Source organism: Phenylobacterium sp. (assembly GCF_024508875.1).
GTDB lineage: Bacteria > Pseudomonadota > Alphaproteobacteria > Caulobacterales > Caulobacteraceae > Phenylobacterium.
Genome location: NZ_JANINU010000223.1, coordinates 1 through 26,497 on the forward strand (window position 1 = coordinate 1; position 26,497 = coordinate 26,497).

Sequence of the window (26,497 nt, forward strand, 5' to 3'; positions counted from 1 at the left end):
CGAAGTTGATCTCCGCGATCCGCATCAGGTGTTCGTACTTCAGGCCCCAGCGGCGCTCGTACTCCTCGCCGAGGTCCGAGAAGGCGCGCGGCCACAGGTATGTCGCGTCCTGCAGCTCGTGGCCGGTCCAGGCCGCCGCGCCGAGGTTCTCGGCCGCCTTCTGGCCCGAGACGTTGCGCATCATCTCCAGGCCCACGACGCAGGCTGTGTCGTAGCGCCCGGCCTCGATCTCGGCGGTGGCCGCCAGGATCGCGACGCTGCCCGAGGCGCAGGCGGCCTCGTGGCGCGCGGTCGGCATGCCGTCGAACTCGGGGTGCACCAGACCGAAGAAGCCGCCCAGCAGCCCCTGCCCTGCGAACAGGTCGCCGACGAAATTGCCCACGTGGCCGGTGTCGATGTGCTTCGGCTCGAGGTCGACCGCGGCCAGGCCCTCCCCCACCACCTCGGCGAAGGCGTCGGCGAAGTCCATCTGCTTGCGGGCCCAGTTCTGGGAGAAGTCCGACTGCCAGCCGCCGAGAATGTAGACCATGGTTTCCTCGTCCGATTATGCGGGGGTGGCGGCCAGCGTGGGGCGGCCGTCCATGAAGGCCGCGAAGGCCGTGTGGGAGTCCGGGTAGGCTTCGCGCGGCTCGGCGCGCATGGCGGCATGCACCGCCGCACCGATGGGACCATCCAGGCTAACCGGCGGGCCTTCCACCGCCGTGGCGATCCTGATCCGCCCGCCGCCTGAGACCATCGTCTGTCCCGTGACGTCGCAGGCCTCGCTTACGAGCCAGGAGACCAGGGGCGCCACGTCCGCGGGGTCCATTCGCTCGGCCAGGCCGGGAGCCAAATGCTGCTCCGTCATGGCCGTGACGGCGTAGGGCGCGATGGCGTTGATGAGCACGTTTCGGGGACGACCCTCGGTGGCGAGGCCGCGGACGAGGCCGATCAGGGCCGCCTTGGAGGACGCATAGGCCGCCATGCCGTCGCCGCCGTGCAGGCCCGCCGACGACGCGCTGACCACGATCCGGCCGCCGTTCTGCGACAGCACCGGCCAGGCGGCGTAGACGAGGTCGAAGGCGCCGAAGAAGTTGATGTCGAAGATCCGGCGAAAGCCCTCCGGCGTCTGCCGGTGCAAGCGCAGGGTCTCCGGCACGCCCGCGTTCGACACGACGCCGTCCAGGCGGCCGAAGGTCTCGAGAGCCTGGTCGACCAACCGCTGGCCGCTCGCGGGATCCTCGGCCGAGGCGATGCTGGCGACGGCGCGCCCCCCGCGGGCGGCGATCTCGGCCGCGACCGCCTCGGCGCTCGAAGGCTGGCTACGGTCGCTCCAGCGGTTGTTCACGACGACGGACGCGCCGCGCGCGGCGAGATCGAGGGCATAGGCGCGGCCCAGCCCCTTGCCCGCCCCGGTCACGATGACGACACGGCCTGTCAGGTCGGTCTCTCCAGACGTCATCGCGCCATCCTCCTGGAATCGATCATCCACACAACGTATCGTTATGCAAGTAACTTGAACCGCGATGGGCGATCAAGCGTCCGCGAGGTCACCCTGAAACGGGGTCGCTAGGGGCCGGGTCACCAGCCCTGGCGGCGCGGCGACCGCGCGCGGGATCGCGTTGATCACGGCCCCTGCGACACCGATCTGCTCGGCCGAGGTGGGCGTCGCGTCCCCTTCCCGCTTCTCCAGGTCGACACTGATGCGCACGCCCGGATGGCCCTTGATCCGGATCCGCCAGAGCGGCGGCTCGGGCTCGTCGAGGTGCGCCACTTCCATCCACCAGTGGATCGACATGGTGAGCTTCGCAGCCCCACCCACGATCCCGTTCCAGCGCCAGTTCACGTGGCCGATCCGCCCCTCGGCGATCTTCCCCGCAGCGATCGCGAGATCCTCGGTGGCGCCATAGACCCGGTGGTCCGTCTCGACGCGATCCAACACCAAGCCCAGGTGCTCGGCCATGGCGGCGAGCACCTCCTCGTACATCCCGTTCAGCGAGCTGGCCGGCCCCCACGCGGGATCGTTAGCGTCCACCGTCGCCGGGTCCGACCCGAAGCCCAGGATGCGGAAGACGTAGTCCGGATTGCGCACAGCGCGGCAGTCGACACTCTCGATCACCTCGACATGGTCCAGCGCCTGGCAGACGCCGGTCGCCACCACGGCGACCTGCTCGCCCGCGAAGCCGGGATTCAGACCGGCCGCCATCAGGCTGCTGCCGCCCGCGCGGCACGCCGCCTCCAGCGCCTCGCGCCGGTCGCCGGTCCAGTGGGACGCCCGGCTGTAGCCATTGATGCTGATGACGTTCTTGCCCGAGGCCAGCAGCTTCAGGATCTCGGCGTCGTGCGAACCGTAAGGCGGCGCAAGGCGTGCGCAATGGATCACCACGTCGGCGTCCAGCGCCAGGATCTCGTCGATGTCACGGGTGGCGATCACGCCGATCGGGGCGCGGCGGGCGATGTCGCCGGCATCGCGGCCGGCCTTGTCGTCGCCGTAGACATAGAGGCCGACCAGCTCCATCGCCGGGTGGTCGATCACAGCGCGCAGGCACGACTTGCCCATGGCGCCGGTGGCCCACTGGATCACGCGATAGGTCATGCGCCGGCTCCCCTCGGCGCAGGCTTAGCGCATTAGGTATCGTTATGAAAGCGACTTCAAGCCGGCTGCAGTTGGCGAGGCGCCTCGGCCTCCTGGACCTCGAATTCCACCGCATGCGGCTCGACCGGCTGGCCGCAGCACGAGCAGGTCACGGCCGGTTCCAGGTCGTGCCCGTCGGCCTTGTGACGCAGCAGGAGCGGCGGCCCCTCGGGCGAGACATAGTACTTGTCGCCCCAGCGCAGCAGCATCAGGAGGACTGGGTAGTAGTCGATCCCCTTCTCGGTGAGCCGGTACTCGAAGCGCCGGCCGTCCAGATCGTGGGTGCGGATCACGCCCTGAGCCGTCAGCCAGGACAGGCGCTCTGACAGGATATTCGAGGCGATCGCCGTGTCGCGCTGGATCTCGTCGAAGCGGCGCAGGCCGGTGAAGATCGAGCGCAGGACCAGGCTGGCCCAGCGGTCGCCGGTGATCTGGGCCACGTCCACCATCAGCCCCTGAGCGTTGGTGGCGGCATGCCGCTGCTGGCGGCGGCGGCTGTAGCGGGCGGCCATCCAGCCGACCCCCGGCCCCTCGGCCCAGTCCACGTCGCGGGCGCTGATCTCGTCGCCGCACTTCAGGCAGGTGGGCGTCGGCTCGAAGGCGTGGCCGCAGGTCTTGTGGCGCAAGGTGAGCTTCAGCTTGCCGTCGGGCGAGCTCCAGCGCCGCTCCCACCGCAGCATCATCAGCGCCGGCCAGTAAAGGTCCCGGCCCTTGGCGGTCATGTGATATTCGAACCGTGGCGGGGTCTCGGTGTAGAGTTTCTTTTCCAGCACGCCCGCGGCGACCAGCTTCTTCAGCTTATCGCTCAGCCGCGTCTGCAGCAGGCCCGTCCGCGCGCGGAAGTCGTCGAAGCGCCGCGCGCCGATCCAACTCGCCTCAAGGATCAGGAGCACCGAGGTGTCGCCGACGACCTCCAGCGCCCGCCAGATCGAACAGGTGCGGATGAACTTCGGCGAGGTCATCGAACGGGCGGGCTCCTTCCAGGCGTTCGCATGGCGCGGAGGCGTACCACTATGCAAGCCGCACTCGCGGCGCAAGCGAGCGCACCCAGCAGGCGATCAGGCCGGGAGCAGTTGCCCAAGTTCACGGCGCAGCACCTTGTTGAGCGCATTGCGCGGCAGGGCGTCCACCACCTGGAGCCGTTCGGGAAGCTTGAAGGTGGCGATCTCGTGCGCCTTCAGGTGCGCATTCAGCTCCTCCAGCGTCAGGGTCTCGCCAGGCTTCACGGCCACGAAGGCGCAGACCCTCTCACCGAGGCGCTCGTCCGGGTAGGCCGCGCAGGCGCCCTCGCGAACCTTGGGATGTCCTTCGATCAGCACGTCCAGCTCGGCGGGGGAGATGTTCAGGCCGCCACGGATGATGATCTCCTTGCAGCGACCGACGAAGCGGTAGAACCGCCCACCGCCTTCCGGAGCGATCTCGAAGAGGTCGCCGGTGCGGAAGTAGCCCTGGTCGTCGAACGCCGCAGCCGTGAGCTCGGGCGCGGCGTAGTAGCCGTCGAACGTCATCGCGCCGGAAATCCGCAGTTCGCCCTCGACGTTCGGGACGAGAATGTCCTTGCCGGTGTCGAGATCGACGAGGCGCGTCCGGATCTTGCCCGGGAACTCGGCCGGCCAGTCCACACCCGGCGCGCCGAAGCGGGGGAAGAACCTTGCCCTCTGCTCCGGATCGGGAATCGCCTCCCCGGTCGAGAACAGCGACGTGCCTTCGTTCGAGCCGAAGACGTTCATGACGGTGACGCCGTGGCGCTCCTGCCAGCCTGCCACCATCCAGGGCGACAACGGGGCCGAGCCGGAGCCCAGGCAGCGGAGGTTGGAGAGGTCGGCCTGGGCCAGCAGCGCCTCGTTCTGCAGAAGCATGTTGAGCACTGCTGGCGGCGCGACGGTGTAGGCGACCTTCTCCTCCTGCATCTGGCGCAGGAAGATCGGCAGGTCGAAGGGGTGGTGCTGGACCAAGCGGCCATGGCACATCAGCCAGGGCATCAGCATGCCGCCGATGGCCGCGATATTGATCAACGGGAAGGGGTTCAGGACCGTGTCGCCCGCCTTCAGGCCGGCCGCTTCGACCAGCGCTTCGCCATTGACCACCCAGTGGTCGTGGTGGCGTGGAACCCCCTTGGGCATAGCTTCGGTACCCGAGGTCCAGCAGATGGTCAGCGCCTCGGCGGCGTCGAGGTCGGCGGGCGTCGCATAGGGTGCGGCCGTCGCCCGGGCCAAGAGGTCGGCCAGGACATGCACGCCCTCCGGCGCATCGCCGCCCACGGTGACGATCTCGGCCGAGGTCACGCCCTCGCGCTTCAGTTCGGCCAGCATCGCGGCGTGGTCGCAGCCGTGGAAGGCGCCCACGGTCAGATAGACCTTCGGCTCCACCACCGGCAGGATTTGGCGCAGCTCGTGGCCACGATACGCCATGGCGATCGGGCTGAGGATCGCCCCCATTCGCGCGCAGACGAGGAAGGCGAGCACGCCTTCCACCACGTTCGGAAGCTGGGTCGCGACGACATCGCCGCGGCCGACGCCGAGCGCCGCGAGGACGTGCGCCAGCGCATCGACCCGCGCCTCGGCCTGCGCCCACGTCATCCGTTGCGGCGGCGTACCAACGAGCGCCTCGCGGTTCGGGGCGTCGGCCAGCGCCTCCTGCTCACCGCGAGCGCCGACGGCCTGACGGAACAGCCGATCGACCGTCACGCCGCGCCACCAGCCCTTGCGGCGATACTCGGCGACGCGCTCGGGCGGGCTCGGACGCACGGCTCAGTTCTCCCTGGAATGTTTCCAGAGAGCTTGCATAGTCAGTATCGTATTGCAAGCGACCCCAGCGCCCCGGCGGTCAAGACCAGGCAAGACAGGCGGAAGGCCGCCGAGTCCCCTTGGAACTCCGCGCTTCTACCGACTGATTTTCTTGGAAAATATGGTGGGTGTACAAGGATTCGAACCTTGGACCCGCTGATTAAGAGTCAGCTGCTCTACCAACTGAGCTATACACCCGTCCCGGCTCCGACCCTCGAAGAGGCCCGGCGGCGAGGGCGCGGAAAATACGCAAAAGCGCGGCGTTGGCAAGGCGCATAATTCGCACATCGAAAAGTGCGACCGCGGCGGGCGGCCTGACACGGTGGCTGCCCGCCGCGGTCCCTACGCAGCGGTCGGGTCAGACCGCCGCGAAGGTCTCCCTGGCGCGCCGCCGGCGGAGCATCGCCCCTGCCCCGCCGAAGCCGGCGATCATGAGCGCCCACGTCGCCGGTTCCGGCACCAAGGTGATGCTGGATTCCCCGGACCCCACGGCCGTCGCGGTCGAGAAGCCCACGAGGCTGAAGGTGTCGACCGAGCCGAACGTACCGCCGTTCGTACGAACCTGGTCCGAGAAGCTGCCGATCAGATCGAAGGCGAGCTCCTTGTCGTCGAGGTTATCGGCGGTGTCTGGCGAGGCCAGCAGGTCGAGCGCTGAGATCAGGTCGACCTCCTCGAAGCCCGGGAACAGCTCGCTGAAGTCGAAGCCGAGCAGGCCGGACGCGAAGGTGTCGTCCAGAGCCAGGACCAAGTGATCCGTCGGCTCGCTGTCCTCTGCGCCATAGGCGCTGACACCCAGGAAATAGGTGTCGGCGAGGTCTTCGGTCTTCAGGAATGGATCGGTGATCATCGTAGACGGCGCGAACGCGTCGAAGCTGTTGGTCGAGCCGCCGCCGTTCGCCGTGTACTGGAGCAGCACGATCGAGCGGAGGTCGTAGGTCGGGTTGACGAGATAGTTCTGATAGAAGGTGGCCGCCTGCGCCGAGGCGGCCGAGAACGCGCCGACGAGCGCCACCGTGGTGGCCGCGAGGGCGCCCACGATAAGTCGTTTCATGATTGCACCCCACTGAGGTCTGAAAGGCCCGGGGCGCGGCGTCTCGCACGTCCGGTAAGCAATCCTCGCCCAGAGCGTGGGCGTCGGGCGCCTCTCGGAAACGAGGGGTTGACGCCCGGCGGTGACGGAGCGGCGCCGCTTTTGCTAGGCTTTCGGCGTTCGGGGGATCCTCGGGATCATGTTGCAGCACGCACTCGCGATCGCCGGGCCGGCGCTTGCCGCGGCCACGCCGGAGGCGGCCAGCCAGGCCTTCTTCGCGGCGGTCTCCGACCTGGGCGGCTCGTATCTTCAGACCCGGCTATACCGCCGCCCCGCCGCTCTGCTGACCTCGCAGGCGCACTACGACGCCGGCGGCATCGTCCTGCGGATCGCGCCGGACAGTTGGCGTCTGGGGACGCCGGCGTTCGACTACGTCTGCTTCGAAAACAATCCGCTGCTCGAGCCGATCCGGGGTGGGATGACACGCTATCGCTTCTCGGACTTCGCGCCGCGTCGGGAAGCGGCCTACGGGGCGTACTGGGAGGCGATGGGCGAGGCGCGCATTGGCGATGCGGTCTGCGCCACCTCCTACGGCCGGGGCCGGGCGATCGCGTCGCTGCACCTGGGTTTCCACGACCCGGACCTCGCGCCGGAGGAGGCGTTCGCCGCTCAGATGGCGGGCCTCATGCTGACCGAGCGCCTCATCGGCTTTGCCTTGGAGAATCCCGCCGACGACGAAGTGCGCCTCACCGAGCGCGAGCGCGACACGCTCGCGTGGGTCGCCGAGGGCAAGTCGGACTGGGAAATCTCCGTGATCCTCGGGCTGTCCGAAACCACCGTGCGCTTCCACGTCGATAACGCCCGCCGGAAACTCGGAGCCGTGAACCGCGCCCAAGCGGTGGCGCGATTGGTCGCAGCCCGGCTGCTGTAGGGGAAAAGCTCCCGCCAGGAGCGCACGCCCTTGACCCGGAGCGCGCAAGACGAGATCACTCGCGCCGTCGGGGGGTTCTAGGAGCCGACATGCACAAGACAATCCTGGGCGTCATGCTCGCGACCGGCCTCGCCGGCGCCGCCCACGCGGCCGACTTCGTGGTCGTGAAATCGACGGACCCGTCGCTGAAGCCCGGCCTTGAGCTGAACAGCGGCCAGAAGGTCGCGCTGGCCGCTGGCCAGAGCCTCACGCTGATGAGCGCCAGCGGCTCGGTGAGCGTGCTGCGCGGCGGCCCCGGCGGCGCTACGACGCCCCGGGCCGGAGCGGCCGACCCCGAGCGTCTTGCCGCCCTGAAAGTCCTCGTGGATCCGCCGCCGGCCGGCCGCACCTTCGGGGCTCGTCGCTCGGGCGTTTGTCCCGACCCGGCGACGCTGACCACCCTCGACGAGATCCTGGCGGTCCAGTCCAGCGGCTGCTCGGCCCAGGCCCGCGCTGCGCTGGACGCCCTGGTCTCCAAGCCCGACTAAGGGCAGCTCTCCCCTTGGCCGGCTGCGCGCTCAACGGCCGGTGTAGAGCTCGCCCAGCGACATCGCCGCCTGGCCCTTGGCCGCGTCGAGTTCGTCGCGGATCAGCCCGGCGGCCACCTCCGCCTCGCGCTTGCCGTCGATCCGGGCCAGGGCCGCGCGCAGAACCTTCGGCTCCGTCGGCGTGGCGATGGCCACCACATTGTCGACGCCAAAGGGCGGCACGACCTTCGTCCGGGCCATGACGACGCGCGTCTGGCCGGCGACCATCCGGCCATCGCCGTCGCCTTGCAGCGGGTAGAGCATCTGCACGGTGCCGTCGCCGGCGAGGTTGAAGGCGGTCAGCCAGGCCTCCCCGCCCTTGTGGGTCACGGCGAGATCGACGCTCTCCCCCGCCTTGTAGAGCTGGCCTTTGGGGCGCGGGCCGATGGCCACCTTGATGCGCCGCTCGTCCGCCGAGGCCGCGAGCTGAGAGACCGCCTTGCGCTTCATGATCACGCCCGAGAGCTGCTCGGCGCTGGTCAGGTTCTCGGCGACGCGGTCGCCACGATTGTCGGTGACCCAGCCCTCCTTGGCGTTCCAGGTGAGGTCGGGCGTGCCCCGCGGGATCGAAGCCCAGGGCCCCTTTCCGCCCAGCAGGTCGGCGGCCTGGTCGTCCGCCGGCTTCACCTCGACGGGACGCTCGTCCGCCGGCGGCGGCTTCAGCGGCTGGAAGATCACGCTCCGCTCGTTGCGGGCCGGCACCGCGGCGCTGGACCACTGCTGGGTGCTGGACAGCTCACGCGTGCGGGTCTCAAGGCTGGATGCCAGCTCGGCGAGCGAAAGCTTACCGTCGTCGTCGGCGTCGGCCGCCAGCCGTCCGTTGGGGCGGCGATCCTGCAGAGCGCCCTCCAGGGCATAGGTAAGCAGGCCCCGCGGCGGCGAGTCGCCGCGGGGCAACGGGCCTTCAAGGGCGAACTGGTTGTCCTGGGCCGCGCCGACGTAGACCAGGTTCGGCGCATCCCCCGCCGGCGCGACCGCCATCGGATCGGCCGGGCTGGGCGGCAACGATATGGCCATGGGGTTGTCGAGCGCCGAGCGGCGCTTGAACGGGCTGGCCGCGACCAGGCTGCGGTTCATGGTGCCGCTGTGGCAGGCGTCGGCGATCTGCAGGACGTTCACGCTGGTCGGGAAGAAGTTCACCAGCCAGCCGTGCAGGTCGTCGTCCAGGATGAACTGGTTCGGATCCGGCTTGGACACCTTGAAGCCGCTCAGGGGCAGGAACTCGTCCATGCCGTCGGTCTCGCCTGGATCGTTCGACTTCGCCTGCGATCCGTGGCCAGCATAGTAAAAGATCACCCAGTCCCCCGGCTTCGCCCGCTTGCCCAGGGCTTCCAGTTGGGTGCGGATCGAGGCGCGGGTCGCCTGCGCGTCATTCAGCGAGACGATGTCCTTGGCGCCTTGGGACACGAGGACCTGCTTCAGCGCCGCCGCATCGTTCGGCGGCCCGTCGAGCGACGGGATCGGCGCCGTGTACTGCGAGACGGCCACGATCAGGGCGCGGATTTCCGCGCTGGCCGGCTGAGCCGCGGCAGTGGCCGCCGCGATGGCGAGACCTGCAAGCACCTTGCGCATCGACCGATACCCCACATCTGACACCCGGCGCACAGCATGCCGCGCGCGGGCTCCGCCACCAAGCGGACAGTCGGATCTACGATGGAGCCCGGCCCACGGAGGCGAACGCGCTGTGCGCCCTCGCCGCGCCGTGCTTTGCGCCGGCGCGTGCTAGGGGGTAGTTGAAGCGCGCCGTCCGGGGCGACGGCTGAGGAGTTCGAGTCCGCGCATGAGCGCTTCCCAGGCGGAACAGATCGCCGGCGTCCGGCCGATCCTGCGGCGCGTGGTGGCCAACGCGGGGCTGCTGCTGGGCGGTCGGACCGTGAACGCCGTCCTGGGCCTCGCCTTCATGGCCATCGCCGGACGTGCGCTGGGCGCCGCCGAGCTGGGCGTCTTCGTCCTGATCCAGGCGTTCGGCCAATTCCTTGGCGAGGTGGTCAAGTTCCAGTCCTGGCAAACGATCCTGCACTATGGCGCCCGGCCCCTGGGCGACGGCGACACGCGCCAGTTCCAGCGCGTCCTGCGCTTCACGATCCTCCTGGACCTGGCCAGCACCGTGCTCGGCATCGCGGTGGGCGTCATCGGGGCGATAGCGTTTGCGGGAGTGCTCGGCTGGGGAGCGAAAGAGGCGCCGGCGGCAGCGCTCTACATGTTCTCGATCGCCTTCATGGTCTCGGCGACGCCGCTGGGCCTGCTCCGGCTCTTCGACCGGTTCGACGTGCTGGCGTGGCAGGCGGGGCTGATCTCGCTGATCCGATTGATCGCAGGGCTCGTTGTCCTTCTGGTCTGGCCCACGATGGAGGGGTTCCTGCTCGCCGCGGCGGTGGCGACCGTCGGGAGCTGGCTCTATCTCGCGGGCTCAGCCGTCGCCGAACTCAACAAGCGTGGCCTGCTCAAGGACTTCGCCTGGCGCGACCCGCTCACGGAAGGGATGCCCGGGGCGTGGCGTTTCGCCTGGAACACCAACCTCGCTACGACCCTGGACGTGGCCTTCACCCACGTGGCGACCCTGATCGTCGGCGCCCTGGTCGGTCCGTCGCAGGCGGCGTTCTGGCGGATCGGGCGACAGGTGGCCGACGCCCTGGCCAAGCCGGCGAAGCTGCTGACGCCCGCGCTCTATCCCGAACTCGCGCGCCTCCGTGCGGACGAGCGGCACCACGCCATGTGGCGGCTGGCCCGCAACGTCGGCCTCCTGGCCGGCGGAGTCGCCGTGGTGATCCTGACGATCAGCATGATCGCGGGTCCCACCCTTCTGAAGCTCGTCATGGGCCAGGCGTTCGAGCCGGCCGCTACCGTGATGAATTGGCAGGTGGGCGCGGCGGTGATCGGCGTGTTCGCCTTGCCGCTCGAGCCCATGCTGGTCTCCCTCGGCAAGCCGGGCGCCGCGGTGCGGGTGCGGCTGGCGGTCAGCGCCGGCTTCCTGGCGACACTGCCCTTCCTCGTGAAGGAGTTCGGCCTTATAGGCGCGGGCGCCGGCCTCGCTGCGGCGGCAAGCGCCCTTGCCCTCGGCATGCTGTGGTTCATCCTCAAGGAGAACGGGAGTCGGCGAGAGGCGGGGACGCCCGCGCCCGGCCCTGAAAGTCTGAAAGGCGACGATTGACGACCGCTACCCCGACCGCCCCCGACCGCCCGTTCCGCATGGGCGGGTTCTCGACCCTGACAGAGGCGCTGGATTTCGCCGCCCAGGGGCCGACCGGGATCAACCTCTACGGCCTGCGCGGCGAACTGGTCGAAGCGCTGACCTACGGCAAATTGCGTGAGCGTGCGCGCGCCATGGCGGCGCGCCTGCTGGCGCTGGGGCTTAGGCCTGGCGACCGCGTGGGCCTGGTGGCCGACACCGACGCCGACTTCGTCACCGCCTTCTTCGCCTGCCAGTACGCGCGGATCACGCCTGCTCCGCTGCCCCTGCCCGCCCCGCTGGGCGGCCGGGAGGCCTACGTGGAGCAGATCGGGCGGATGCTGGCCTCGGCCAGCGCCGCGGCGGTTTTCGGTCCCGAGACCCTGCTGCCCTGGCTGGCCGACGCCGCCGCCACCGCGGGCACCAAGACCGCCATGACGGTGGCGGATCTGCCCGAGGCGCCCGACGCCGAGCTGCCGGAGCCCATCGCGGAAGATCCCTGCTACGTCCAGTTCTCGTCGGGCAGCACCCGCAACCCGACCGGGGTGCTCTGCACCCACGCGGCCCTGATGGCCAACGCCCTGGCCGCCACCCGCGACGGCCTTCAGGTCAGGCCGGAAGACCGGGCGATCTCATGGTTGCCGCTGTATCACGACATGGGCCTGGTCGGGTTCATGCTGATGCCGCTCTCGGTTCAAATGTCGATCGACCTGATGCCGACGGGCGCCTTCGTGCGCCGGCCGTTGCTCTGGCTCGACCTGATGTCGAAGAACGCGGCGACCATCTCGTACAGCCCCAGCTTCGGCTATGAACTCTGCGCCAAGCGCGGCGACGGCTCCCGCGAGGGTCTCGACCTGTCGAAGTGGCGCATCGCCGGCTGCGGCGGCGACATGGTGCGCCCGGGCCCGTTGACCGCCTTCGCCGAGCGCTATGCGGCGGCCGGATTCAAGGCGAGCGCTTTCGTGGCCAGCTACGGCATGGCCGAGGCGACGCTGGCGCTGACGATGTCGCCGCTGGACCGCGGCCTGATCTTCGACACCGTCGACGTGACCCGCATGGAGAACGACGGCGTAGTGGTTCCCGGCGCCGGCGAGCGCGCGCGCGCGTTCGTGCGCTGCGGCCCGATCTTCCAGGACCATGAGCTCGAGGTGCGCGACGAGGACGGCAAGCCGGTCGCCGAGCGCCAGGTGGGCCGGATCTTCGTGCGGGGGCCCAGCCTGATGCGTGAGTACTATGGCGACCCGCAGGCCACTGCCGCGGTGCTCGGCCGCGACGGCTGGCTCGACACCGGCGACCTGGGCTACCTCGCCGACGGCCAGATCACCCCGACCGGCCGGGCAAAAGACCTGATCCTGCTGAACGGCCGCAACGTCTGGCCGCAGGACCTGGAGTGGACCGCGGAGTCCGAGGTCGAGCGCCTGCGTAGCGGCGACGTCGCGGCCTTCTCCGTCGACGGGGATGCGGGCGAGCAGCTCGTGGTGCTGGTCCAGACCCGCTCCAGCGACCCGGAGGTGCGGCGCGCGCTGGTCGAGGACGTGGCCGCCGTGCTTCGCGCCCGCCACGGCGTGGAGGCCCGTGTCGAACTGGTCGGCCACAACACCCTGCCCCAGACCTCGTCCGGCAAGCTGTCGCGTTCGAAGGCCCGCGCGCTCTTCCTCGGCGGCGCCTTCAAGCAGGAGGTGCCGGCCTGACCGGCAAGCTCGCGGCCGTCACCGGCGCCACCGGATTCCTCGGCCGCCAGGTGGTCCGCACCCTCGCCGCCGGAGGCTGGCGCGTGCGGATTTTGGCCCGGCGCGACCCCATCGACGCGCTGTGGCGCGACGCCTCGCCCGAGGTCGTCGTCGGCGATCTGGGCGATCGGGCCGCCCTCGCCCGCCTCTGCGCCGGCGCCGATGTGGTGATCCACGGTGCGGGCTTGGTAAAAGCGCCGAGCCGCGCGGCGTTCGACGTTGTCAACGTGACGGGCGCCCGGCAGGTGGCCGAGGCGGCGGAGACGGTTCCGCACACCGTCCTGGTGTCGAGCCTCACGGCGCGGGAGCCGCATCTTTCGCACTACAGCGCCAGCAAGCGCGCCGGCGAGGCGGCGATGGCGGAGGTCCTGGGCGATCGGCTCACCATCGCCCGGCCGTGCGCCATCTATGGTCCAGGCGACCGGGAGCTTCTGCCTGTCTTCCAGGCGGCGGCGGCCAGCCCTGTGCTACCGCTGCTGAGCCCGTCCGGACGGGTGGCGATGATCCACGTCGAGGACGCCGCGCGACAGACCGCAGCGCTCGCAGAACGGGCGCCGGGAGGCGTGTTCGCCCTGTGCGATGCACGGCCGGAAGGCTATTCCTGGCGCGAACTGATGGCTGCGGCGGCCCGCGCCTGCGACCGGACGCCGCGGTTCGCGCCCGTCCCGGCGGCCCTCATCCGCGCCATCGGGATCACGAATGATTTCACAGTGCTTCTGGGCAAGACGCCCATGTTGAGCTCGGCGAAGGCTCGGGAACTGCTGCATCCCGACTGGGCCGTCTCTCCCGAGGAGAGGTTCGAACCCACGCACCCCACCATCCACGACCTGGATGGTGGGTTTTCGGCGACCGTCGCCTGGTACCGCAGTGCGGGATGGATGAAACATTAGCTGCGGATTTGTGACCCACGTTCCACGCGGCGGTAGAAAAACCTTTCCAACATGCTTAGGTACGCGGCTGGCGTAAGCAGTTGAATCGAGCCGATGGGGGGCTCTGGGTTATGGTGGAACTGGCGACGGATCTGACCGTCCGCGAGGTCGCGCGAGCGGCCGAGACGGTTCTGGGCCGCAGCGTCCAGGTCACTCCGGAGACCGACATCGCCCGCGACCTTGCCGTGGATTCGCTTGCGCTCATGAACATCGTCATGGAGCTTGAGGATCGATTTGACCTATCGATTCCTCTAGACCGCCTGGCGACGGTCCAAACGGTCGGCGACCTCTCCGATCTCATCAACAAGCTGCGGGTGAAGGCTTAAGGATGTCGCTGCTCGACAAGCACCTGGGCTATCGCGCCCCGTTGGATGGTATCCGCGCGGCCGGAGCCGACCCTTCGAGCGTCCGATTCGACGCCGTCCTGTCCCCGACTGAGGGCGTCCTCGACGGCAAGAACGTCATCCTGCTCGGGACCAACAACTATCTCGGCCTGACGTTCGACGAAGCCTGCATCGAGGCGTCCGCGAACGCCGTGCGCGAGTGGGGCACCGGCACGACCGGCTCGCGGTTCGCCAACGGCACGTTCAGCGGCCATACGGCGCTGGAGACGGCGCTGGCCAAGTTCTACGGCCGCAAGCACGCCATGGTCTTCACAACCGGCTACCAGGCCAACCTGGGGGGCATCTCCGGCCTCGTCGGCCGCGGCGACCACCTGATCCTGGACGCCGACAGCCACGCCTCGATCTACGACGCCGCGAAGCTCTCGGGCGCCGAGGTCATCCGCTTCCGCCACAACGACCCCGAGGACCTCGCCAAGCGCCTGCGCCGCATGGGCGACGCCGCCAAGGGCAGCCTGATCGTGGTCGAAGGCATCTACTCCATGATCGGCGACGTGGCGCCGCTGAAGGAGATGGTGGCGATCAAGAAGGAAGCCGGCGCCTACCTGCTGGTGGACGAAGCCCACTCGATGGGCGTGCTCGGCGAGAAGGGCCGCGGCCTCGCCGAGGCGGCGGGCGTCGAGGACGACGTCGACTTCATCGTCGGCACCTTCTCCAAGAGCCTGGGCGCCGTCGGCGGCTTCCTGGTCTCCGACGAAGAGAATTTCGACCTGCTGCGCATTGTCAGCCGGCCGTACATGTTCACCGCCTCCCTTCCGCCGGCCGTGATCGCCTCGACGCTGACCGCGTTGGAGCGGCTGGAGACCGACAAGGGCCTGCGCGTCCGTCTGTCGAACAACGCGGACCGCCTCTACGACGGCCTGCGCGACATGGGCTATGCGGTCGGCCCCCACGCCAGCCCGATCACCGCTGTCGTGATGCCCGACCAGGCCACGGCCGTGATGATGTGGAACGCCCTGCTGGCGAACGGCGTCTACCTGAACCTCGCCATCCCGCCGGCCACGCCTGAGAACAAGTCGCTGCTGCGCTCCAGCGTCAGCGCGGCCCACACGCCCGAGCAGATCGACACCGTGCTGGATATCTTCGAGCGCCTGGGCCTCGAGTACGGCCTGCTTCAGCGCTCGCGCCGCGCCTCGGCCTAACCCGACTTCCCGTTCGGCGCCTGCGTACGCGCCAGCGAGCGCTGACGCGTACGCAGTTCCAGCCAGGCCCCCGGCGCCGCCAGGAACGGGTGGCGCTCACGGAAGGGCGTGACCGCGATCTCGATCCCCGTGTGCCGCTCGATCTTATAGGCGGCGTAGCGCGCGGCGCCGTCGAAGGTGAAGGCCGCCTTGAGGATGCGCGCGACGTTCAGCGGCTTACCCGCCAGGTTGGGGAGCGTCCAACCCGGCAAGCCGCGCTTCGCCGGCTTGAGCGTCCCGCCCTCCTCCGCGAAGGCTACCCCCGCTTCGCGCCACGCCAGGGGCAGGACCGCGGCATAGCGATCCCCGCCCGAGGCCATCACGGTGTCGGCGCGGCTGGTGTTCTCGACGCGGAACTCGGCGGCGTAAGTCTTCCGGAACAGGGCCAGCCAGAACGCCTCCGCCGGCCCGGCCTCGGGTCCCAGGGCGGCCGCGTACCGCGACGCGGTCACGACGGCCGCCGCCACGGCCCGGGTGGTTGCCGCCGCGGCGTCCGCGTCCGCGCTCCAGACGCGCTGGGCCGGCTGGACGAACCGGGCCCAGATCGTCGTGTCCAACGTCCGGCCTTGCGCAGCCTTCAGGAAGGTCGCCAGCGGCATGGTCGCGACCTTCGCCCGCAGCATCCGGCCGCCGATGTCGATCTCGTGGTAGCTCACCTCCGGCCAGATCAGCCTTTCGACGAGCGCGCGCAGGCCGCCACGATGCGGTCGCCGTGTCAGCCGATAGAAGTCGAGGATGCCCGAGAGGTCGCCCGTCCGCAGCGTCGAGCCGTAGTAGAGCATGGCGGCGTCGCGACGCGGATCGGCAAGCGCGTTGGCGAGGCCGACCACGGCGTCCGGCGCGGCCGACACGAGTTCGGCCTCGATGCGCCGGTCGAGCTCCGCGCTCACGGGATCACGAACTCCAGCTCCGGCCCCTGCCGCACCGTAAGCCGCCCACCCTTGTACGGCTCGCCGTCGAGGACGAAATCGCCCTCGAAGGCGACGTCGAAGCTCTCCGCGTCCGCTCGCCGATAGCCGCAGGCCTCGAGCCACGGCTCGTCCCCACCCCGCAGGATGAGCGGCACCGCCCGCAGGAGCCGCCGCGGGGGCGCTTCCACGGACAGCACCTTCAGCCCCTCGCGGGGCTCGCCGTACGGCTTGAAGCTCATCGGGAAACGCTTGAGCGTCGAGGCCATCACGATGAACCAGGCCCGCTCGCCCGGGGCCAGGGATATGTCCGCCGCCTCCCCCCTCCGCCAGCGATCCCCGGCGCCGCCCAGGATCGTGCGCGCGAAGGCCCCCGCCAGCGTGATCCCCACCGCCGCATTGTCGACGAAGCCCTTGCCGTGGTTCTTCTGCGCCAGCTTCGTGGCTCGCACGAAGGCGCCCATGCCGAACAGGAAGCCGCGCCGCTCGGTCACGCCGTCGCGGACGACCTCGATGCACTGCCGACGCTTGGTGGGCTTGCCGGCCGCGCACGAGGCGAGGATGTTCTCCAGGGTCGCGCCCAGCGGAGTTTCGATGTCGAGCGCCAAGGCGTTGGTCTTGCCGTTGGGTAGCACCGCCAGCCGCGGCAACGGGCCGCCGTAGGCCTCCGGCAGGCGGGTGAGCACTTCGCGAACCGTCCCGTCGCCACCGTCGATCACCACCAGCTCCACGCCCTCGCGGGCGAAACGCCGCAGGCCGGCCATGAGGTGGCTGGGCTCTTCCGGACAGATGTCGAGGACGTCCTCGGGAAGCGGCGCGCGCCCTTGCCCCCGGTTGCGGTGGCTGTTGCCGTTCCAGATGAGGCCGGCGCGGATCACCGCGAGAGCCAGGAAACGACGCGCTCGCGCGGCGTGGCCAGGGCCTGCAGCAGTTGCACGGCGTGGACGACCAGGCTCAGCGCCGTCCAGAGGGCCACGAGATGGAAGCCGATCTGGGGCGAACCCAGCGCCCACGCGGGCGTCAGGATCAGCAGGTTCGGGTTCCGACGCGCGGTGATGAGGCGGAAGAAGCTGTCGAACGGCCGCCACGAATGCACGTGGAAGCCGTAGCGGCGCATGAAGATCCCCTCGAAGATCCGCTGCACCACATAGCCGACGAGGATCACCATAAGGCCGTAGCCGGCCAGGTTCGGCGTGATCGCGACTGCGCCGAAACAACCCACGTACCAGGCCCACCACCAGAACGGCGGGTGGATCAGGTCGATGCCGTGGTCGAAGACGTTGCCGATCGCCGACGACGTCAGGGTGACCCGGGCCAGCTTGCCGTCGACGGTGTCGAGGAAGGTCATGATCCAGGCGCAGACCAGGCCCCAGCCGAACTCGCCCTTCCAGAACAGCCAGAAGGCGGCCAACACCAGCAGGAAGCCCGCGAAGGTCACGTGGTTTGGCTTCAGCCCGGCGACCGCGCACCAGCGGGTGACGATCCGCGCGGGAACGGGCCACCAGTACTTGGTCACGATGTCCGTGACGCCCTTGTACGAGCCGGCGAAGGTGCGCGCTTCGACCGCCCGGACGTTGTCGGGCGTCAGCCGGACGAGCACCGGGGCCTCGCGCTTGCGCAGGGCCTCGTTGTAGGAAAGCTCGGCCAGTGACAGTCGTTGCAAGCCGGCGGGTTCCGCCCCGTGTTCCAACGCAGCCGAAGCCTCGGCCACGCGCGCGGCGGGCACGTGCGCCGCGACGGCCTGACCCTCGTCGGTGACCAGCACCGAATCCGGCCGCTTCGCGAGCGTCGCCAGCAGCGATTCGTCATAGACCCAGCCGCCAAGGGCCAGGACCACGCCGCCGGACCCCGGCGCCGCCTCCACGACCGCGAGCTTGGCGCGCGCAAACGTGCGACGCAGGCGCTCACGCGCGGTCATGCCCCATATGCGCACGTCGCCCGCGCCCAGGATCATCCCGACCGGCGCGGAAGCCGCTTCAACCGTCGTCTGCAAAAGCCCGCGCGCCTCTCACGCAAATCGATGGAACCTGATACCGAGCGCCGTTCCGTTAGGAAAGCTCGTGACCGCCTTCCGCCTCGCCCATCTCTCCGACTTGCAGCTTCCGCCGCCGCCGCTGCCCTTCCGGTGGCGCGATGTGGCCTCCAAGCGCCTGCTGAGCCGGTTCGCCTGGCGGCGCAAGCAACACCGGCACGTCCAGGCCGTCCTCGACGCGATCGCGGGCGACGTGGCCGCCCTTGCGCCCGATCATGTGGTGATAACCGGCGACGTGATCAACTTCGCGACGCCCGAGGAATTCGAGGCCGCGCGCGCGTGGCTGGAAACGCTCGGCGACCCTGCGAACGTGACGGTCAGCCCGGGCAATCACGACGCGCTCGCCGCGGTTGGCGCGCCTCGTAGCTTCGCGCCCTGGCGGCCGTGGCTCAGCGACGGCGCGGAGGGCGACTTCCCTCACCTGCGTGTCCGCGGCCCCGTGGCGCTGGTGAACCTCTCCTCCGCCCTGCCCACCGCGCTGCACTTGGCGCAGGGCACGCTGGGAGCGACACAGATCGAACGCGCGCGAGAAATGCTGCGCGAGGCGGGCGAACGCGGCCTCTATCGCGTGGTCCTCATACACCACCCCGTGGCGCGGGGCGTCGTGCCTGGGCGCAAGGAACTCACCGACGCCGAAGCCTTCCGCGCCGTGCTGGCCGAAGCCGGCGCCGAACTCATCCTGCATGGCCATGCGCACGAGGCGCTGCTCACGGGAACAAGGGGCCCGGCAGGCACGATCCCGATACTCGCCGTCCCCGCGGCATCGACGCCCGCCGGCGGACACGGTCAGCCCGCTCGCTGGAACGAGATCGCGATCTCGCGCGACGGCTCCGGGTTCCGCACCGAGGTGACGGCCCGTGGGATCACGCCGGAGATGACGGTCGAGGAGTTGGGCCGGTTCGTGCTGCGCTAGCGCAGGTACTTCATCTGGATCGGCGTCACGCGCTCGCCGGGCGCGACGCGGAATCGGACCGACGAGAACGACGGCAGGCCGGTCTTTGTGTCAGGGTCGTTCGAGAAGCCGAACCCCTCCGCCGGAAGGCCCACCAGCGTCCGGTCGAAGTCCCGGTCGCCGTCACGGTCGTGATAGACGGCGACGGCGTAGAAGCCGGGCGGCGTCCAGAAGCACGCGCGCACGCTGGCGGCCGCCTTGAGTCGCTGGCGGGCCAGCTTGCCGCCCTTGGCCAGGAAGCGCCGCTTGTCGTCCGGATAGACGGTGATCGCGACCTCGCCGACCGCAGGGCGCACGCCGTTGACCTGCACTGTCAGCTTCGACGACGTCGGCGCGCGCGTCCCAGCGCAACCCTGGTCGGCCAGGGCCGGGGATGTGGCGAGAAAGCTCGCCACGACGACGAATGCAGCCGTTCGGCCTTTCATGGTCGCAGGCGGCTCCCTATGATTACGCAGCGGCGCGGCCGCCCTTCAGCCATGGACAAGTCGTGACGAACGCTACGGCCCGCAAGTTCGGCTACCCTCGCACCCTCGTCGCGGAGACCCAACACTGGCTCGTGCTGGTGCGGCCACAACAGCCCACCTACGGCGCGTTGGTGCTGGTCTGCAAGGATGAGGCGACGGCGTTCTCCGATCTTTCGGCCGAGGCGATGGCCGACCTGAAGCCCGCCGTCGACGGCATCGAGGCCCTGCTTCGCCACACCGTCGCCTACGAGCGCATCAACTACCTGATGCTGATGATGGTCGATCCCGACGTCCATTTCCATGTCCTGCCGCGCTATGACGGAGAGCGTGAATACGGCGGGAAGACCTTCAAGGACGCAGGATGGCCGGGACCGCCCGCCCTTGCGTCGAACGTCGCGCTGAGCGAGGAGGAGGCGGCGGCCCTGGCCGCCGACTTCGCCAGCCGCTGGCCTGCGTGACCGCCGCTATTCGAGGGATCCCTTGAGCCTCATCGACCGCTACCTGCTCCGCTTGGCCTTCTGGCCGATGGTGGGGGCGATGGGTGTGACGCTCGTGGCGCTGCTGCTGGAGCGGATCCTGCGGCTGCTCGACATGCTGTCCGCGTCCAGCGACCGGTTCGGCTTCGTGGCGCAGCTCGCCGTGAACCTCGTGCCGCACTACCTGGGCCTCACCCTGCCCGCCGCCTTCTTCCTGGCGCTCGTGGTGGTGGTGAACCGCATGAACCAGGCCTCGGAGATCGACTCGCTGCTCGCAGCCGGCGTCTCGCTGACCCGGCTGGCGGCGCCCTACCTTTGCCTGGCTGCAGGGCTCACGGTCGTGAGCCTGCTGGTGTTCGGGTTCCTGCAGCCCTACAGCCGCTACGCCTACCGCGCCGTGCTGCATACGGCCCAGAACGCCGGCTGGAACGGCCTCGTCCCGGCCGAAACGATCCTGACACCGTCCAAGGACCTGACCATGACCACCGACGAGGCGGACGCGGCGGGCCAGCAGCTTTCGCGCATTTTCATCCGCCGGATGACCGACAAGGGCCGCGAGGAGATCACCACCGCCAGGATGGCCGAGATCCGCCGTGCGGCCGACGGCCAAAACGTGCGCCTTGAACTTCAGGACGGCCAGCAGTTGCGCTTCAACGCGCAAGGACGGCCCGAGGTGTTGAGCTTCAAGACCTTCACCATGCAACTGCCGATCAGCGGCCCGGCGAAGCTGTTGCGCGCCCGCGGCGGCGATGAGCGGGAACTCACCCTCTTCGAACTGTGGAACCAGGCGCACTCCGGCCGCTCCACGATCCCCCGCGAGACGCTCAAGGCCGAGCTCTACGGCCGTCTCGCCCGCGCCTTTTCCCTGCCGTTGCTGCCGCTTCTGGCGGTGCCACTGGGCCTTTCCGCGAAACGCAGCGGCCGCGCGCCGGGCGCGATCGTGGGGGGCCTGCTGCTGCTGGCCTTCCACCATCTGGTCCAGTTGGGCCAGAGCCTGGCGGACAAGGGCAAGGCGCTGCCGGAGGTCGCCGTGGGCGGGCCGTTCCTCGTCTTCGCGGCCATCGCCTTCTTCATCTTCTTCACCAGCCGCAAGCGACCGGGCGAGACGCCCATCGGCCTCGCCATGGAGCACCTGGCGGCCATGATCGCCCGCTTCCGCATGAAGAAGGCCGCAGCCGGCGCCGCCGCATGACGCTCGCGACCTACCTCTTGAAGCTCATGGGCTCGCGCATCCTGGTGGCGCTGCTGGTGCTGGTCGGCATCCTGCAGATTCTGGACCTGCTCGACGTCACCACCGACATCCTGGACCGCGACCTGGGCGTCGGCGGCGTCGGGTACTACGCCATGCTGCGACTGCCTCGCCTCTTCGAACAGGCCGCTCCGCTTGCGGTCCTGGCGGGTTCGCTGTTCGCCTTCGGCAAGCTGGCGGGCGACAGCGCGGTCACCGCCATGCGCTCCACCGGCATCTCGGCCTATCGCATCACCGTCATGGCCATTCCCGCGGCCCTGGCGCTCACGCTGGCCCAGCTTGCCATCGGCCTGCAGATCGCGCCCCGGACCGACGCCGTGCTGAGCGACTGGTGGCAGGCCAGCACCCCCAAGGAAAAGGCGAAGGCGGTCGATCCGGTGACCTTCCGGGTCGGTGACGAGGTGGTGGTGGCGGTTCCACGCGACCCGGACGGCCGAGGTCTCGAGCAAGTGACCATCTATCGGCGCGACCAGACCGGCCGTCTCGTCCAGCGCACCAGCGCCAAGGCCGCGGCCTACGAGAACGGCCGCTGGCGGCTGATCGAGCCCCGCTTCGAGACCGTCGGCGACAACAGCGTGGCCGAGGGGCAGGCCTCGACCATGGACTGGACCGAAAACCTGCGTCCCGCCGACGTGCGCCAACTTGCGGCGGGCGAGACCACGGTCACGGCGGCCGAGGCCAGCCGGGCGCTGGCGGGCGGCCTCTCCAACCGTCCGCGCACCTTCTACGACACCCAGCTCCAGCGCGCCTGGGCCGCGCCCATCGCCTGCCTCGTGATGCTGTTGCTTTCGGCGCCTTCGGGCCTCGCCAACTTCCGCGGCGGCGGCGCGACGCTGATCATCCAGTGCCTGGCGGCCGGATTGCTATTCCTGGTGTTCGACGGGGCGTTCACGGCCCTGGGCGAGAACGGCGCCGTGCCGCCGATCCTCGCGGCGTGGGCCGCGCCGGCCATCTTCGCCTCGCTGGGCGTAACGGTCTTGCTCTATCTGGAAGGATGAACGTGTCGGGGGGCGTCGAAATCGTCCCGGTCGTCTCCAAGGCGGAGCTGGACCGGTTCATCCGCGTGCCCATGCGGCTGGGCGCACGCGATCCGAATTACATCGCACCGCTGCTGTTCGAGCGCGGCGAGTCCCTGACGGCCAAGGGCAACCCCTTCTTCGAGCACGCCGACGTCCAGTTCTGGCTGGCGGTGAAGGACGGACGCGACGTCGGACGGATCAGCGCCCAGATCGACCACCTGAACCCGCAGACCAAGGACGGCGTCGGCCACTTCGGCCTCATCGCCGCCGAGGACGACCCGGCAGTGTTCGAGGCCCTCTTCGCCACCGCCGAGGCCTGGCTGAAGGCCAAGGGCTGCCGGACCGCCATTGGTCCCGTGAACCTCTCCACCAACGAGGAGGTCGGCCTGCTGGTCGAGGGCCACGACACGCCCCCGATGTTCATGATGAGCCACGACGCGCCCCATACGCCGGGACGTATCGAGGGGGCCGGCTACGCCCGCGCCAAGGACATCTACGCCTACGTCTGCAGCGTCGCCGACGACCTGCCCGCCCCCATCCTGCGCCGGGTGCGCAAAACTCCGGCCGAAGGCGTGGTGTTGCGCGAGCTCGACATGAAGCGGTTCGACGAGGAGGTCCGGACGCTCACGGGCATCCTCAACGACGCCTGGTCCGAGAACTGGGGCTTCACGCCAACCACCGAGGCCGAGACCAAGGCGCTGGCCTCGACCCTGAAGCTCCTGATCGACCGGCGTCTGGCCTGGTTCGCCGAGATCGACGGCGAGCCTGCGGGTTTCATGATCCTGCTGCCCAACATCAACGAGGCCATCGCCGACTTGAAGGGCAAGCTCTTCCCATTCGGCTTCGTGAAGCTGCTCTGGCGGCTGAAGGTGAAGGGCCCCAAGACCGGCCGCGTGCCGCTTATGGGCGTGAAGAAGAAGTTTGCCGGCACGCTGCGGGGCCAGCTCCTGCCCTTCCAGCTCATCGACGCGGTGGCCCAGGCGGCCCGCAAGCTGGGCTACGAGCGCTACGAGCTGTCGTGGATCCTGGAGGACAACACGGCCATGCGCCGCATCTGCGACGCCGGCGGCGCGAAGGTCTACAAGACCTATCGGCTCTATGAGAAGGCGCTGGCGTGACCGGCTTTTCCGCCTTGGTGCTGGCGGGTTCGCGCGGCGGCGAGGACCCGGTGGCGGCCTACGGCGGCGCGGCCCACAAGGCCCTGATCCGCCTGGGCGGGGAAACGCTTCTGGCCCGCGTCGTGGGGGCGCTGCGGGCGGCGGGCGGCGGACGGGTCGCCGTGATCTCCAGTCATGCCGAGGTCCGCGCCGAGGCCATGCGCCTGGGCGCCGAAGTCCTGGATGAAGCCGCCGGCCCCAGCCTCAGTGTGAAGGCCGGCGCGGAGGCGTTGGGCACACCACTGGTAGTCACCACCGCGGACCACGCCCTGCTCCAGCCGGAATGGGTGACCCGCTTCCTGGCCGACACGCCAGAAGGCGCCGACGTCACCGTTCTGGTAGCCGCGCGCGCCACGGTCGAGGCCGCCGCCCCGGAAACGAAGCGGACCTGGCTTAAGCTCGCCGATGGCGACTGGTCGGGCTGCAACCTGTTCTATCTCGCCAACGACCGCGCCTTGTCTGTCATCGACCTGTGGCGGCGCGTGGAGGCCGAGCGCAAGCGGCCCTGGAAGATGGCGCAGATTCTCGGCCCGGCCATGCTGCTGCGTTACCTGCTGCGCCGGCTGTCGCTGGCGGACGCGGCGCGTCGTCTGGGCGTCCTCGCCGGGGTCCGTGCGGCCATCGTGCCGACGCCCTATGGCTTGGCTTCGGTCGACGTGGACAAGCCTGCCGACCTCGATCTGGTGCGATCGCTTGTCGAGCGTTAGGCCGCGTCGGCGCGACCCGGGTTCGCCGCGACGACCCGCTCGCCTTGCACGATACAGCCGTACCAGCCGAGGCCTTCGTAGGTCTCGTAGCCAGGCGTCGCCGCATAACCCACGGTGACGCCGTTCTCCGCATAGCTGCCCATGCCGGTCGCCGCATCGGGCAGCCGGAAGGTCTCGGTGAGTTCGCCCCGGCGATCCGACGCCGCGAGGATGCGACCTGCCCGATCCAGCAGCAGCACCCGAGAGCGGGACCTTTCCTCGTCGGTGAGACGAACGCCGTCCACCACCGCATTGGCCTGAGGCTGCCAGTCGAAATGGATGCCGAGCACGCCGACGACCTCACCGTTCACCGTGCCGCCCCGCCGGATCGCTGCGGCGTAGGTCGCCACCGGGGCGTCGTTCAGCAGCGGCGCGCGCTCGACGTCGCAGGCGACGAACTCTTGCCCGGACGCCGTCGCCTTGGCCTTGCGGAACCACTCGGTGTTCGAGACCGAACTGCCCGTCGCCCGGGGATAGAGTTCCGGCCGGCCGACCGCCGTCACCCGCCCCTGGGCGTCGCAGATCCAGAGGTCCAGATAGACGGTGTAGGCGTCGAGGATCACGCGCAGCCGCTCGCTCGCGTGCTCGGCCGCGGCGGGCGTGCCGGCGCTGACGCAATCGACCACCGCCGAATCGGTCGCCCACCAGCGGACGTCGCAGGTGCGCTCGTAGAGGTTCCGGTCGATGATTTCGATGGCGTTGAGCGCAAGGTCCGCCAGGCGCTGGCCCCGCAGGTGGCCCAGGATCGCGGCGCCGACCGCCGCAAGCTCCCGCAGGTCGCCCTGCACCTGGCTCTCCAGGTCACCCGTGACTTCGTCGATCCGCGCGGAGATATTTTTGAACTCCTCCGCCACCACGGCGAAGCCCTTGCCCGCCTCGCCGGCGCGCGCGGCGGTGATCAGGGCGTTGATGGCCAGCATCTTGGCCTCGCGGTTGATCCTCGCGATGTCGGCGATACTGGTCGTGGCCGCCGTGGACAGCCGCTCGGACAATTCCAGGATGCGCTCCGGAACCAGAGCTTCTTCTGTGTCGGCCACGGCCACCTCTGCCACTCTCGCGACTCCCGTAAACGCGAGTGCAATAGCGTAACAGTTGCAAAGCTTTAGAAGCTGTTGCGACCCCGGCGACGAGAGCGCGGCCGCTGTTTCCTTCGGACCGGGCGCCAATTTTTGGGCGCCGGAGCCGTGAAAATAGGCGCCTCAGGCGACCGACGGATCACCCCACGGACCGGATAGCCGAGTCAGGTTCTCGACGTCCTGCGGGAAATCCATCTCGCCCCAGTCGAGGCCCTCGACGGACACCACCTTCACGTCGACACCGGACCGCGCCAGTTCGTCGATGACGGAGAGGTACCAGCGGCGCAGGCCCTCCGGCGTCTGGAGCACGCGTTCGACGCCGGCGATGAACTTGGCCGCTCCCGCCTTCGAGAACCGCAGGAAGCCGATCGACTCGGCGTCGTAGGCCTCGATCGTCTTGCCGATAGCCTTGAGGCGCCCGTTTTCGGTCAGCACCTTCATGTCGTCGGCGTCGTACGCCGGCTTGCGGTCGATGGTGACGGTGATGTCGGCGGGCGGCGCGCCCAGCAGCGTCTCGGCCACACCGGGCCCGAACAGGGTGTCGCCGTTAAGGATCATGACCTCGCGGTCGAACTCCTGGCGCACGATCCAGCACGACGCGGTGTTGTCGGACACCGTGTAGAACGGATTGAACACCAGCCGCACCGGCATCTTCAGGTCCAGAGCCGCGACTTCCGCCTCTACGGCGTCGGCGCGGAACCCGGTGACGATCACGGCCTCCTGTACGCCCGCGGCCTGCAGGCGCAGGAGTTGCCAGGCCAGCAGCGTGCGGCCGGACAGCTCGATGAGGCACTTCGGCCGCGCCTCGGTCAGCGGCAGGAGGCGCTTGCCCTGGCCGGCGGCGAGGATGATGGCTCTGTTGGGCGAGGTCACGAAAGGGTCCGTGAGAGAGGGTGTCGCGGGTCGGCCCGCGAAGGTCGGCCCTTATGTAAGCACGAGTCCCGAAAGTGAAGAGACCTCGCAGGGCGAGCGGCCCGCGAGGTCTCCATTTCACGCATGGCGGCGGCGCGCACGCGCCGCGCGCGGCCTACTTCAGGTGCGCCGCCAGGTGCTTGTTCATCTCGAACATGCTGACCTTGTC

General features: G+C 69.5%; 26 protein-coding genes and 1 tRNA gene. 13 read left to right on the forward strand and 14 right to left on the reverse strand.

Features of this window, described 5'->3' with window-relative positions:
• The 7 genes from Q0L11_RS15955 to Q0L11_RS15985 all read right to left on the reverse strand — a co-directional run.
• Nucleotides 1–529, reverse strand: a 529-nt coding sequence (locus Q0L11_RS15955) for a beta-ketoacyl synthase N-terminal-like domain-containing protein (RefSeq protein ID WP_296598530.1), incomplete at its 3' end; no start/stop codon positions are given.
• Nucleotides 530–544: 15 nt separating this feature from the next.
• A complete protein-coding gene (locus Q0L11_RS15960) occupies nucleotides 545–1,441 on the reverse strand; it encodes an SDR family NAD(P)-dependent oxidoreductase (protein ID WP_296598532.1) in 897 nt (298 codons plus the stop codon).
• A gap of 72 nt (nucleotides 1,442–1,513) precedes the next feature.
• Nucleotides 1,514–2,575, reverse strand: coding sequence for a hypothetical protein (locus Q0L11_RS15965; RefSeq protein WP_296598534.1), 1,062 nt, complete (start codon nucleotides 2,573–2,575; stop codon nucleotides 1,514–1,516).
• A gap of 56 nt (nucleotides 2,576–2,631) precedes the next feature.
• Nucleotides 2,632–3,576, reverse strand: coding sequence for a helix-turn-helix domain-containing protein (locus tag Q0L11_RS15970; RefSeq protein ID WP_296598535.1), 945 nt, complete (start codon nucleotides 3,574–3,576; stop codon nucleotides 2,632–2,634).
• A 96-nt stretch (nucleotides 3,577–3,672) separates the two neighbouring features.
• On the reverse strand, nucleotides 3,673–5,361 hold the full coding sequence (locus Q0L11_RS15975; protein WP_296598537.1) for a class I adenylate-forming enzyme family protein: 1,689 nt from the start codon (nucleotides 5,359–5,361) through the stop codon (nucleotides 3,673–3,675).
• A 161-nt stretch (nucleotides 5,362–5,522) separates the two neighbouring features.
• A tRNA-Lys gene (locus Q0L11_RS15980) sits at nucleotides 5,523–5,598 on the reverse strand.
• Between the two features lie 160 nt (nucleotides 5,599–5,758).
• The gene (locus tag Q0L11_RS15985; protein ID WP_296598538.1) at nucleotides 5,759–6,451 is read right to left on the reverse strand and encodes a PEPxxWA-CTERM sorting domain-containing protein; all 693 of its coding nucleotides are present in this window, start codon (nucleotides 6,449–6,451) and stop codon (nucleotides 5,759–5,761) included.
• 178 nt (nucleotides 6,452–6,629) lie between these two features.
• Between Q0L11_RS15985 and Q0L11_RS15990 the strand changes: the two genes are divergently transcribed.
• Together Q0L11_RS15990 and Q0L11_RS15995 are read left to right on the forward strand one after the other, a co-directional pair.
• A complete protein-coding gene (locus Q0L11_RS15990) occupies nucleotides 6,630–7,361 on the forward strand; it encodes a helix-turn-helix transcriptional regulator (protein WP_296598539.1) in 732 nt (243 codons plus the stop codon).
• A gap of 89 nt (nucleotides 7,362–7,450) precedes the next feature.
• Nucleotides 7,451–7,888, forward strand: a complete 438-nt coding sequence (locus tag Q0L11_RS15995; protein ID WP_296598540.1) for a hypothetical protein — start codon at nucleotides 7,451–7,453, stop codon at nucleotides 7,886–7,888.
• Between the two features lie 30 nt (nucleotides 7,889–7,918).
• Here the strand turns inward: Q0L11_RS15995 and Q0L11_RS16000 are convergent, their stop codons facing one another.
• Complete coding sequence (locus tag Q0L11_RS16000) at nucleotides 7,919–9,499, reverse strand: caspase family protein (RefSeq protein ID WP_296598541.1); 1,581 nt, start codon at nucleotides 9,497–9,499, stop codon at nucleotides 7,919–7,921.
• A 208-nt stretch (nucleotides 9,500–9,707) separates the two neighbouring features.
• On the opposite strand from Q0L11_RS16000, the gene Q0L11_RS16005 reads away from it, so the two are divergent.
• From Q0L11_RS16005 to Q0L11_RS16025, 5 genes are all read left to right on the forward strand, one after another.
• Complete coding sequence (locus Q0L11_RS16005; RefSeq protein WP_296598542.1) at nucleotides 9,708–11,078, forward strand: lipopolysaccharide biosynthesis protein; 1,371 nt, start codon at nucleotides 9,708–9,710, stop codon at nucleotides 11,076–11,078.
• Nucleotides 11,075–12,787 carry a fatty acyl-AMP ligase gene (locus Q0L11_RS16010; protein ID WP_296598543.1) on the forward strand — a complete coding sequence of 571 codons (1,713 nt, stop codon included), beginning with the start codon at nucleotides 11,075–11,077 and terminating at the stop codon, nucleotides 12,785–12,787. Before Q0L11_RS16005 ends, Q0L11_RS16010 begins: the two co-directional genes overlap by 4 nt.
• Entirely contained in the window at nucleotides 12,784–13,716 is a 933-nt protein-coding gene (locus tag Q0L11_RS16015; RefSeq protein ID WP_296598560.1) for an NAD(P)-dependent oxidoreductase, read from the forward strand. The genes Q0L11_RS16010 and Q0L11_RS16015 overlap by 4 nt, the downstream gene beginning before the upstream one ends.
• Nucleotides 13,717–13,829: 113 nt before the next feature.
• Nucleotides 13,830–14,081, forward strand: coding sequence for an acyl carrier protein (locus tag Q0L11_RS16020; RefSeq protein ID WP_296598561.1), 252 nt, complete (start codon nucleotides 13,830–13,832; stop codon nucleotides 14,079–14,081).
• A gap of 2 nt (nucleotides 14,082–14,083) precedes the next feature.
• On the forward strand, nucleotides 14,084–15,298 hold the full coding sequence (locus tag Q0L11_RS16025; RefSeq protein WP_296598544.1) for a pyridoxal phosphate-dependent aminotransferase family protein: 1,215 nt from the start codon (nucleotides 14,084–14,086) through the stop codon (nucleotides 15,296–15,298).
• Here Q0L11_RS16025 and Q0L11_RS16030 read toward each other — a convergent pair.
• Genes Q0L11_RS16030 through Q0L11_RS16040 form a run of 3 tightly spaced genes read right to left on the reverse strand, consistent with a single transcriptional unit; the run spans nucleotide 15,295 to nucleotide 18,163 of the window.
• Complete coding sequence (locus tag Q0L11_RS16030) at nucleotides 15,295–16,227, reverse strand: hypothetical protein (RefSeq protein WP_296598545.1); 933 nt, start codon at nucleotides 16,225–16,227, stop codon at nucleotides 15,295–15,297. The two genes, Q0L11_RS16025 and Q0L11_RS16030, sit on opposite strands and share 4 nt — an antisense overlap.
• Nucleotides 16,224–17,123 carry a diacylglycerol kinase family protein gene (locus tag Q0L11_RS16035; RefSeq protein ID WP_296598546.1) on the reverse strand — a complete coding sequence of 300 codons (900 nt, stop codon included), beginning with the start codon at nucleotides 17,121–17,123 and terminating at the stop codon, nucleotides 16,224–16,226. Before Q0L11_RS16035 ends, Q0L11_RS16030 begins: the two co-directional genes overlap by 4 nt.
• Nucleotides 17,120–18,163, reverse strand: a complete 1,044-nt coding sequence (locus Q0L11_RS16040; protein ID WP_296598548.1) for a CDP-alcohol phosphatidyltransferase family protein — start codon at nucleotides 18,161–18,163, stop codon at nucleotides 17,120–17,122. Before Q0L11_RS16040 ends, Q0L11_RS16035 begins: the two co-directional genes overlap by 4 nt.
• Nucleotides 18,164–18,170: 7 nt before the next feature.
• Here Q0L11_RS16040 and Q0L11_RS16045 point away from each other — a divergent pair, with 7 nt between their 5' ends.
• Nucleotides 18,171–19,190 (forward strand): metallophosphoesterase, encoded by a 1,020-nt coding sequence (locus tag Q0L11_RS16045; RefSeq protein ID WP_367183440.1) that lies wholly within the window; start codon nucleotides 18,171–18,173, stop codon nucleotides 19,188–19,190.
• On the opposite strand, the gene Q0L11_RS16050 is transcribed toward Q0L11_RS16045, so the two are convergent.
• Nucleotides 19,187–19,654: a DUF2141 domain-containing protein gene (locus tag Q0L11_RS16050; protein ID WP_296598549.1), complete on the reverse strand. Its 468-nt coding sequence runs from the start codon at nucleotides 19,652–19,654 to the stop codon at nucleotides 19,187–19,189. The two genes, Q0L11_RS16045 and Q0L11_RS16050, sit on opposite strands and share 4 nt — an antisense overlap.
• A gap of 62 nt (nucleotides 19,655–19,716) precedes the next feature.
• Between Q0L11_RS16050 and Q0L11_RS16055 the strand changes: the two genes are divergently transcribed.
• The 5 genes from Q0L11_RS16055 to Q0L11_RS16075 are packed head-to-tail and all read left to right on the forward strand — an operon-like array spanning nucleotide 19,717 to nucleotide 24,301.
• A complete protein-coding gene (locus tag Q0L11_RS16055; RefSeq protein WP_296598551.1) occupies nucleotides 19,717–20,151 on the forward strand; it encodes an HIT family protein in 435 nt (144 codons plus the stop codon).
• A gap of 22 nt (nucleotides 20,152–20,173) precedes the next feature.
• The gene (locus Q0L11_RS16060) at nucleotides 20,174–21,361 is read left to right on the forward strand and encodes an LptF/LptG family permease (protein ID WP_296598552.1); all 1,188 of its coding nucleotides are present in this window, start codon (nucleotides 20,174–20,176) and stop codon (nucleotides 21,359–21,361) included.
• Nucleotides 21,358–22,416, forward strand: a complete 1,059-nt coding sequence (locus Q0L11_RS16065; RefSeq protein WP_296598553.1) for an LptF/LptG family permease — start codon at nucleotides 21,358–21,360, stop codon at nucleotides 22,414–22,416. The genes Q0L11_RS16060 and Q0L11_RS16065 overlap by 4 nt, the downstream gene beginning before the upstream one ends.
• 2 nt (nucleotides 22,417–22,418) lie before the next feature.
• On the forward strand, nucleotides 22,419–23,555 hold the full coding sequence (locus tag Q0L11_RS16070) for a dATP pyrophosphohydrolase (protein WP_296598554.1): 1,137 nt from the start codon (nucleotides 22,419–22,421) through the stop codon (nucleotides 23,553–23,555).
• A complete protein-coding gene (locus tag Q0L11_RS16075; protein WP_296598556.1) occupies nucleotides 23,552–24,301 on the forward strand; it encodes a nucleotidyltransferase family protein in 750 nt (249 codons plus the stop codon). The genes Q0L11_RS16070 and Q0L11_RS16075 overlap by 4 nt, the downstream gene beginning before the upstream one ends.
• On the opposite strand, the gene Q0L11_RS16080 is transcribed toward Q0L11_RS16075, so the two are convergent.
• Nucleotides 24,298–25,377, reverse strand: a complete 1,080-nt coding sequence (locus Q0L11_RS16080) for a methyl-accepting chemotaxis protein (protein ID WP_296598557.1) — start codon at nucleotides 25,375–25,377, stop codon at nucleotides 24,298–24,300. The genes Q0L11_RS16075 and Q0L11_RS16080 overlap by 4 nt on opposite strands.
• A 162-nt stretch (nucleotides 25,378–25,539) precedes the next feature.
• Entirely contained in the window at nucleotides 25,540–26,289 is a 750-nt protein-coding gene (locus Q0L11_RS16085; protein WP_296598559.1) for an NTP transferase domain-containing protein, read from the reverse strand.
• Nucleotides 26,290–26,497 lie beyond the last annotated feature (208 nt).

Coding starts and splice junctions, on each gene's coding strand:
- Q0L11_RS15960 (WP_296598532.1), bottom strand. CDS start 1,441: ATGACGTCTGGAGAGACCGACCTGACAGGCCGTGTCGTCATCGTGACC.
- Q0L11_RS15965 (WP_296598534.1), bottom strand. CDS start 2,575: ATGACCTATCGCGTGATCCAGTGGGCCACCGGCGCCATGGGCAAGTCG.
- Q0L11_RS15970 (WP_296598535.1), bottom strand. CDS start 3,576: ATGACCTCGCCGAAGTTCATCCGCACCTGTTCGATCTGGCGGGCGCTG.
- Q0L11_RS15985 (WP_296598538.1), bottom strand. CDS start 6,451: ATGAAACGACTTATCGTGGGCGCCCTCGCGGCCACCACGGTGGCGCTC.
- Q0L11_RS15990 (WP_296598539.1), top strand. CDS start 6,630: ATGTTGCAGCACGCACTCGCGATCGCCGGGCCGGCGCTTGCCGCGGCC.
- Q0L11_RS15995 (WP_296598540.1), top strand. CDS start 7,451: ATGCACAAGACAATCCTGGGCGTCATGCTCGCGACCGGCCTCGCCGGC.
- Q0L11_RS16000 (WP_296598541.1), bottom strand. CDS start 9,499: ATGCGCAAGGTGCTTGCAGGTCTCGCCATCGCGGCGGCCACTGCCGCG.
- Q0L11_RS16005 (WP_296598542.1), top strand. CDS start 9,708: ATGAGCGCTTCCCAGGCGGAACAGATCGCCGGCGTCCGGCCGATCCTG.
- Q0L11_RS16025 (WP_296598544.1), top strand. CDS start 14,084: ATGTCGCTGCTCGACAAGCACCTGGGCTATCGCGCCCCGTTGGATGGT.
- Q0L11_RS16040 (WP_296598548.1), bottom strand. CDS start 18,163: ATGACCGCGCGTGAGCGCCTGCGTCGCACGTTTGCGCGCGCCAAGCTC.
- Q0L11_RS16045 (WP_367183440.1), top strand. CDS start 18,171: ATGCGCACGTCGCCCGCGCCCAGGATCATCCCGACCGGCGCGGAAGCC.
- Q0L11_RS16050 (WP_296598549.1), bottom strand. CDS start 19,654: ATGAAAGGCCGAACGGCTGCATTCGTCGTCGTGGCGAGCTTTCTCGCC.
- Q0L11_RS16065 (WP_296598553.1), top strand. CDS start 21,358: ATGACGCTCGCGACCTACCTCTTGAAGCTCATGGGCTCGCGCATCCTG.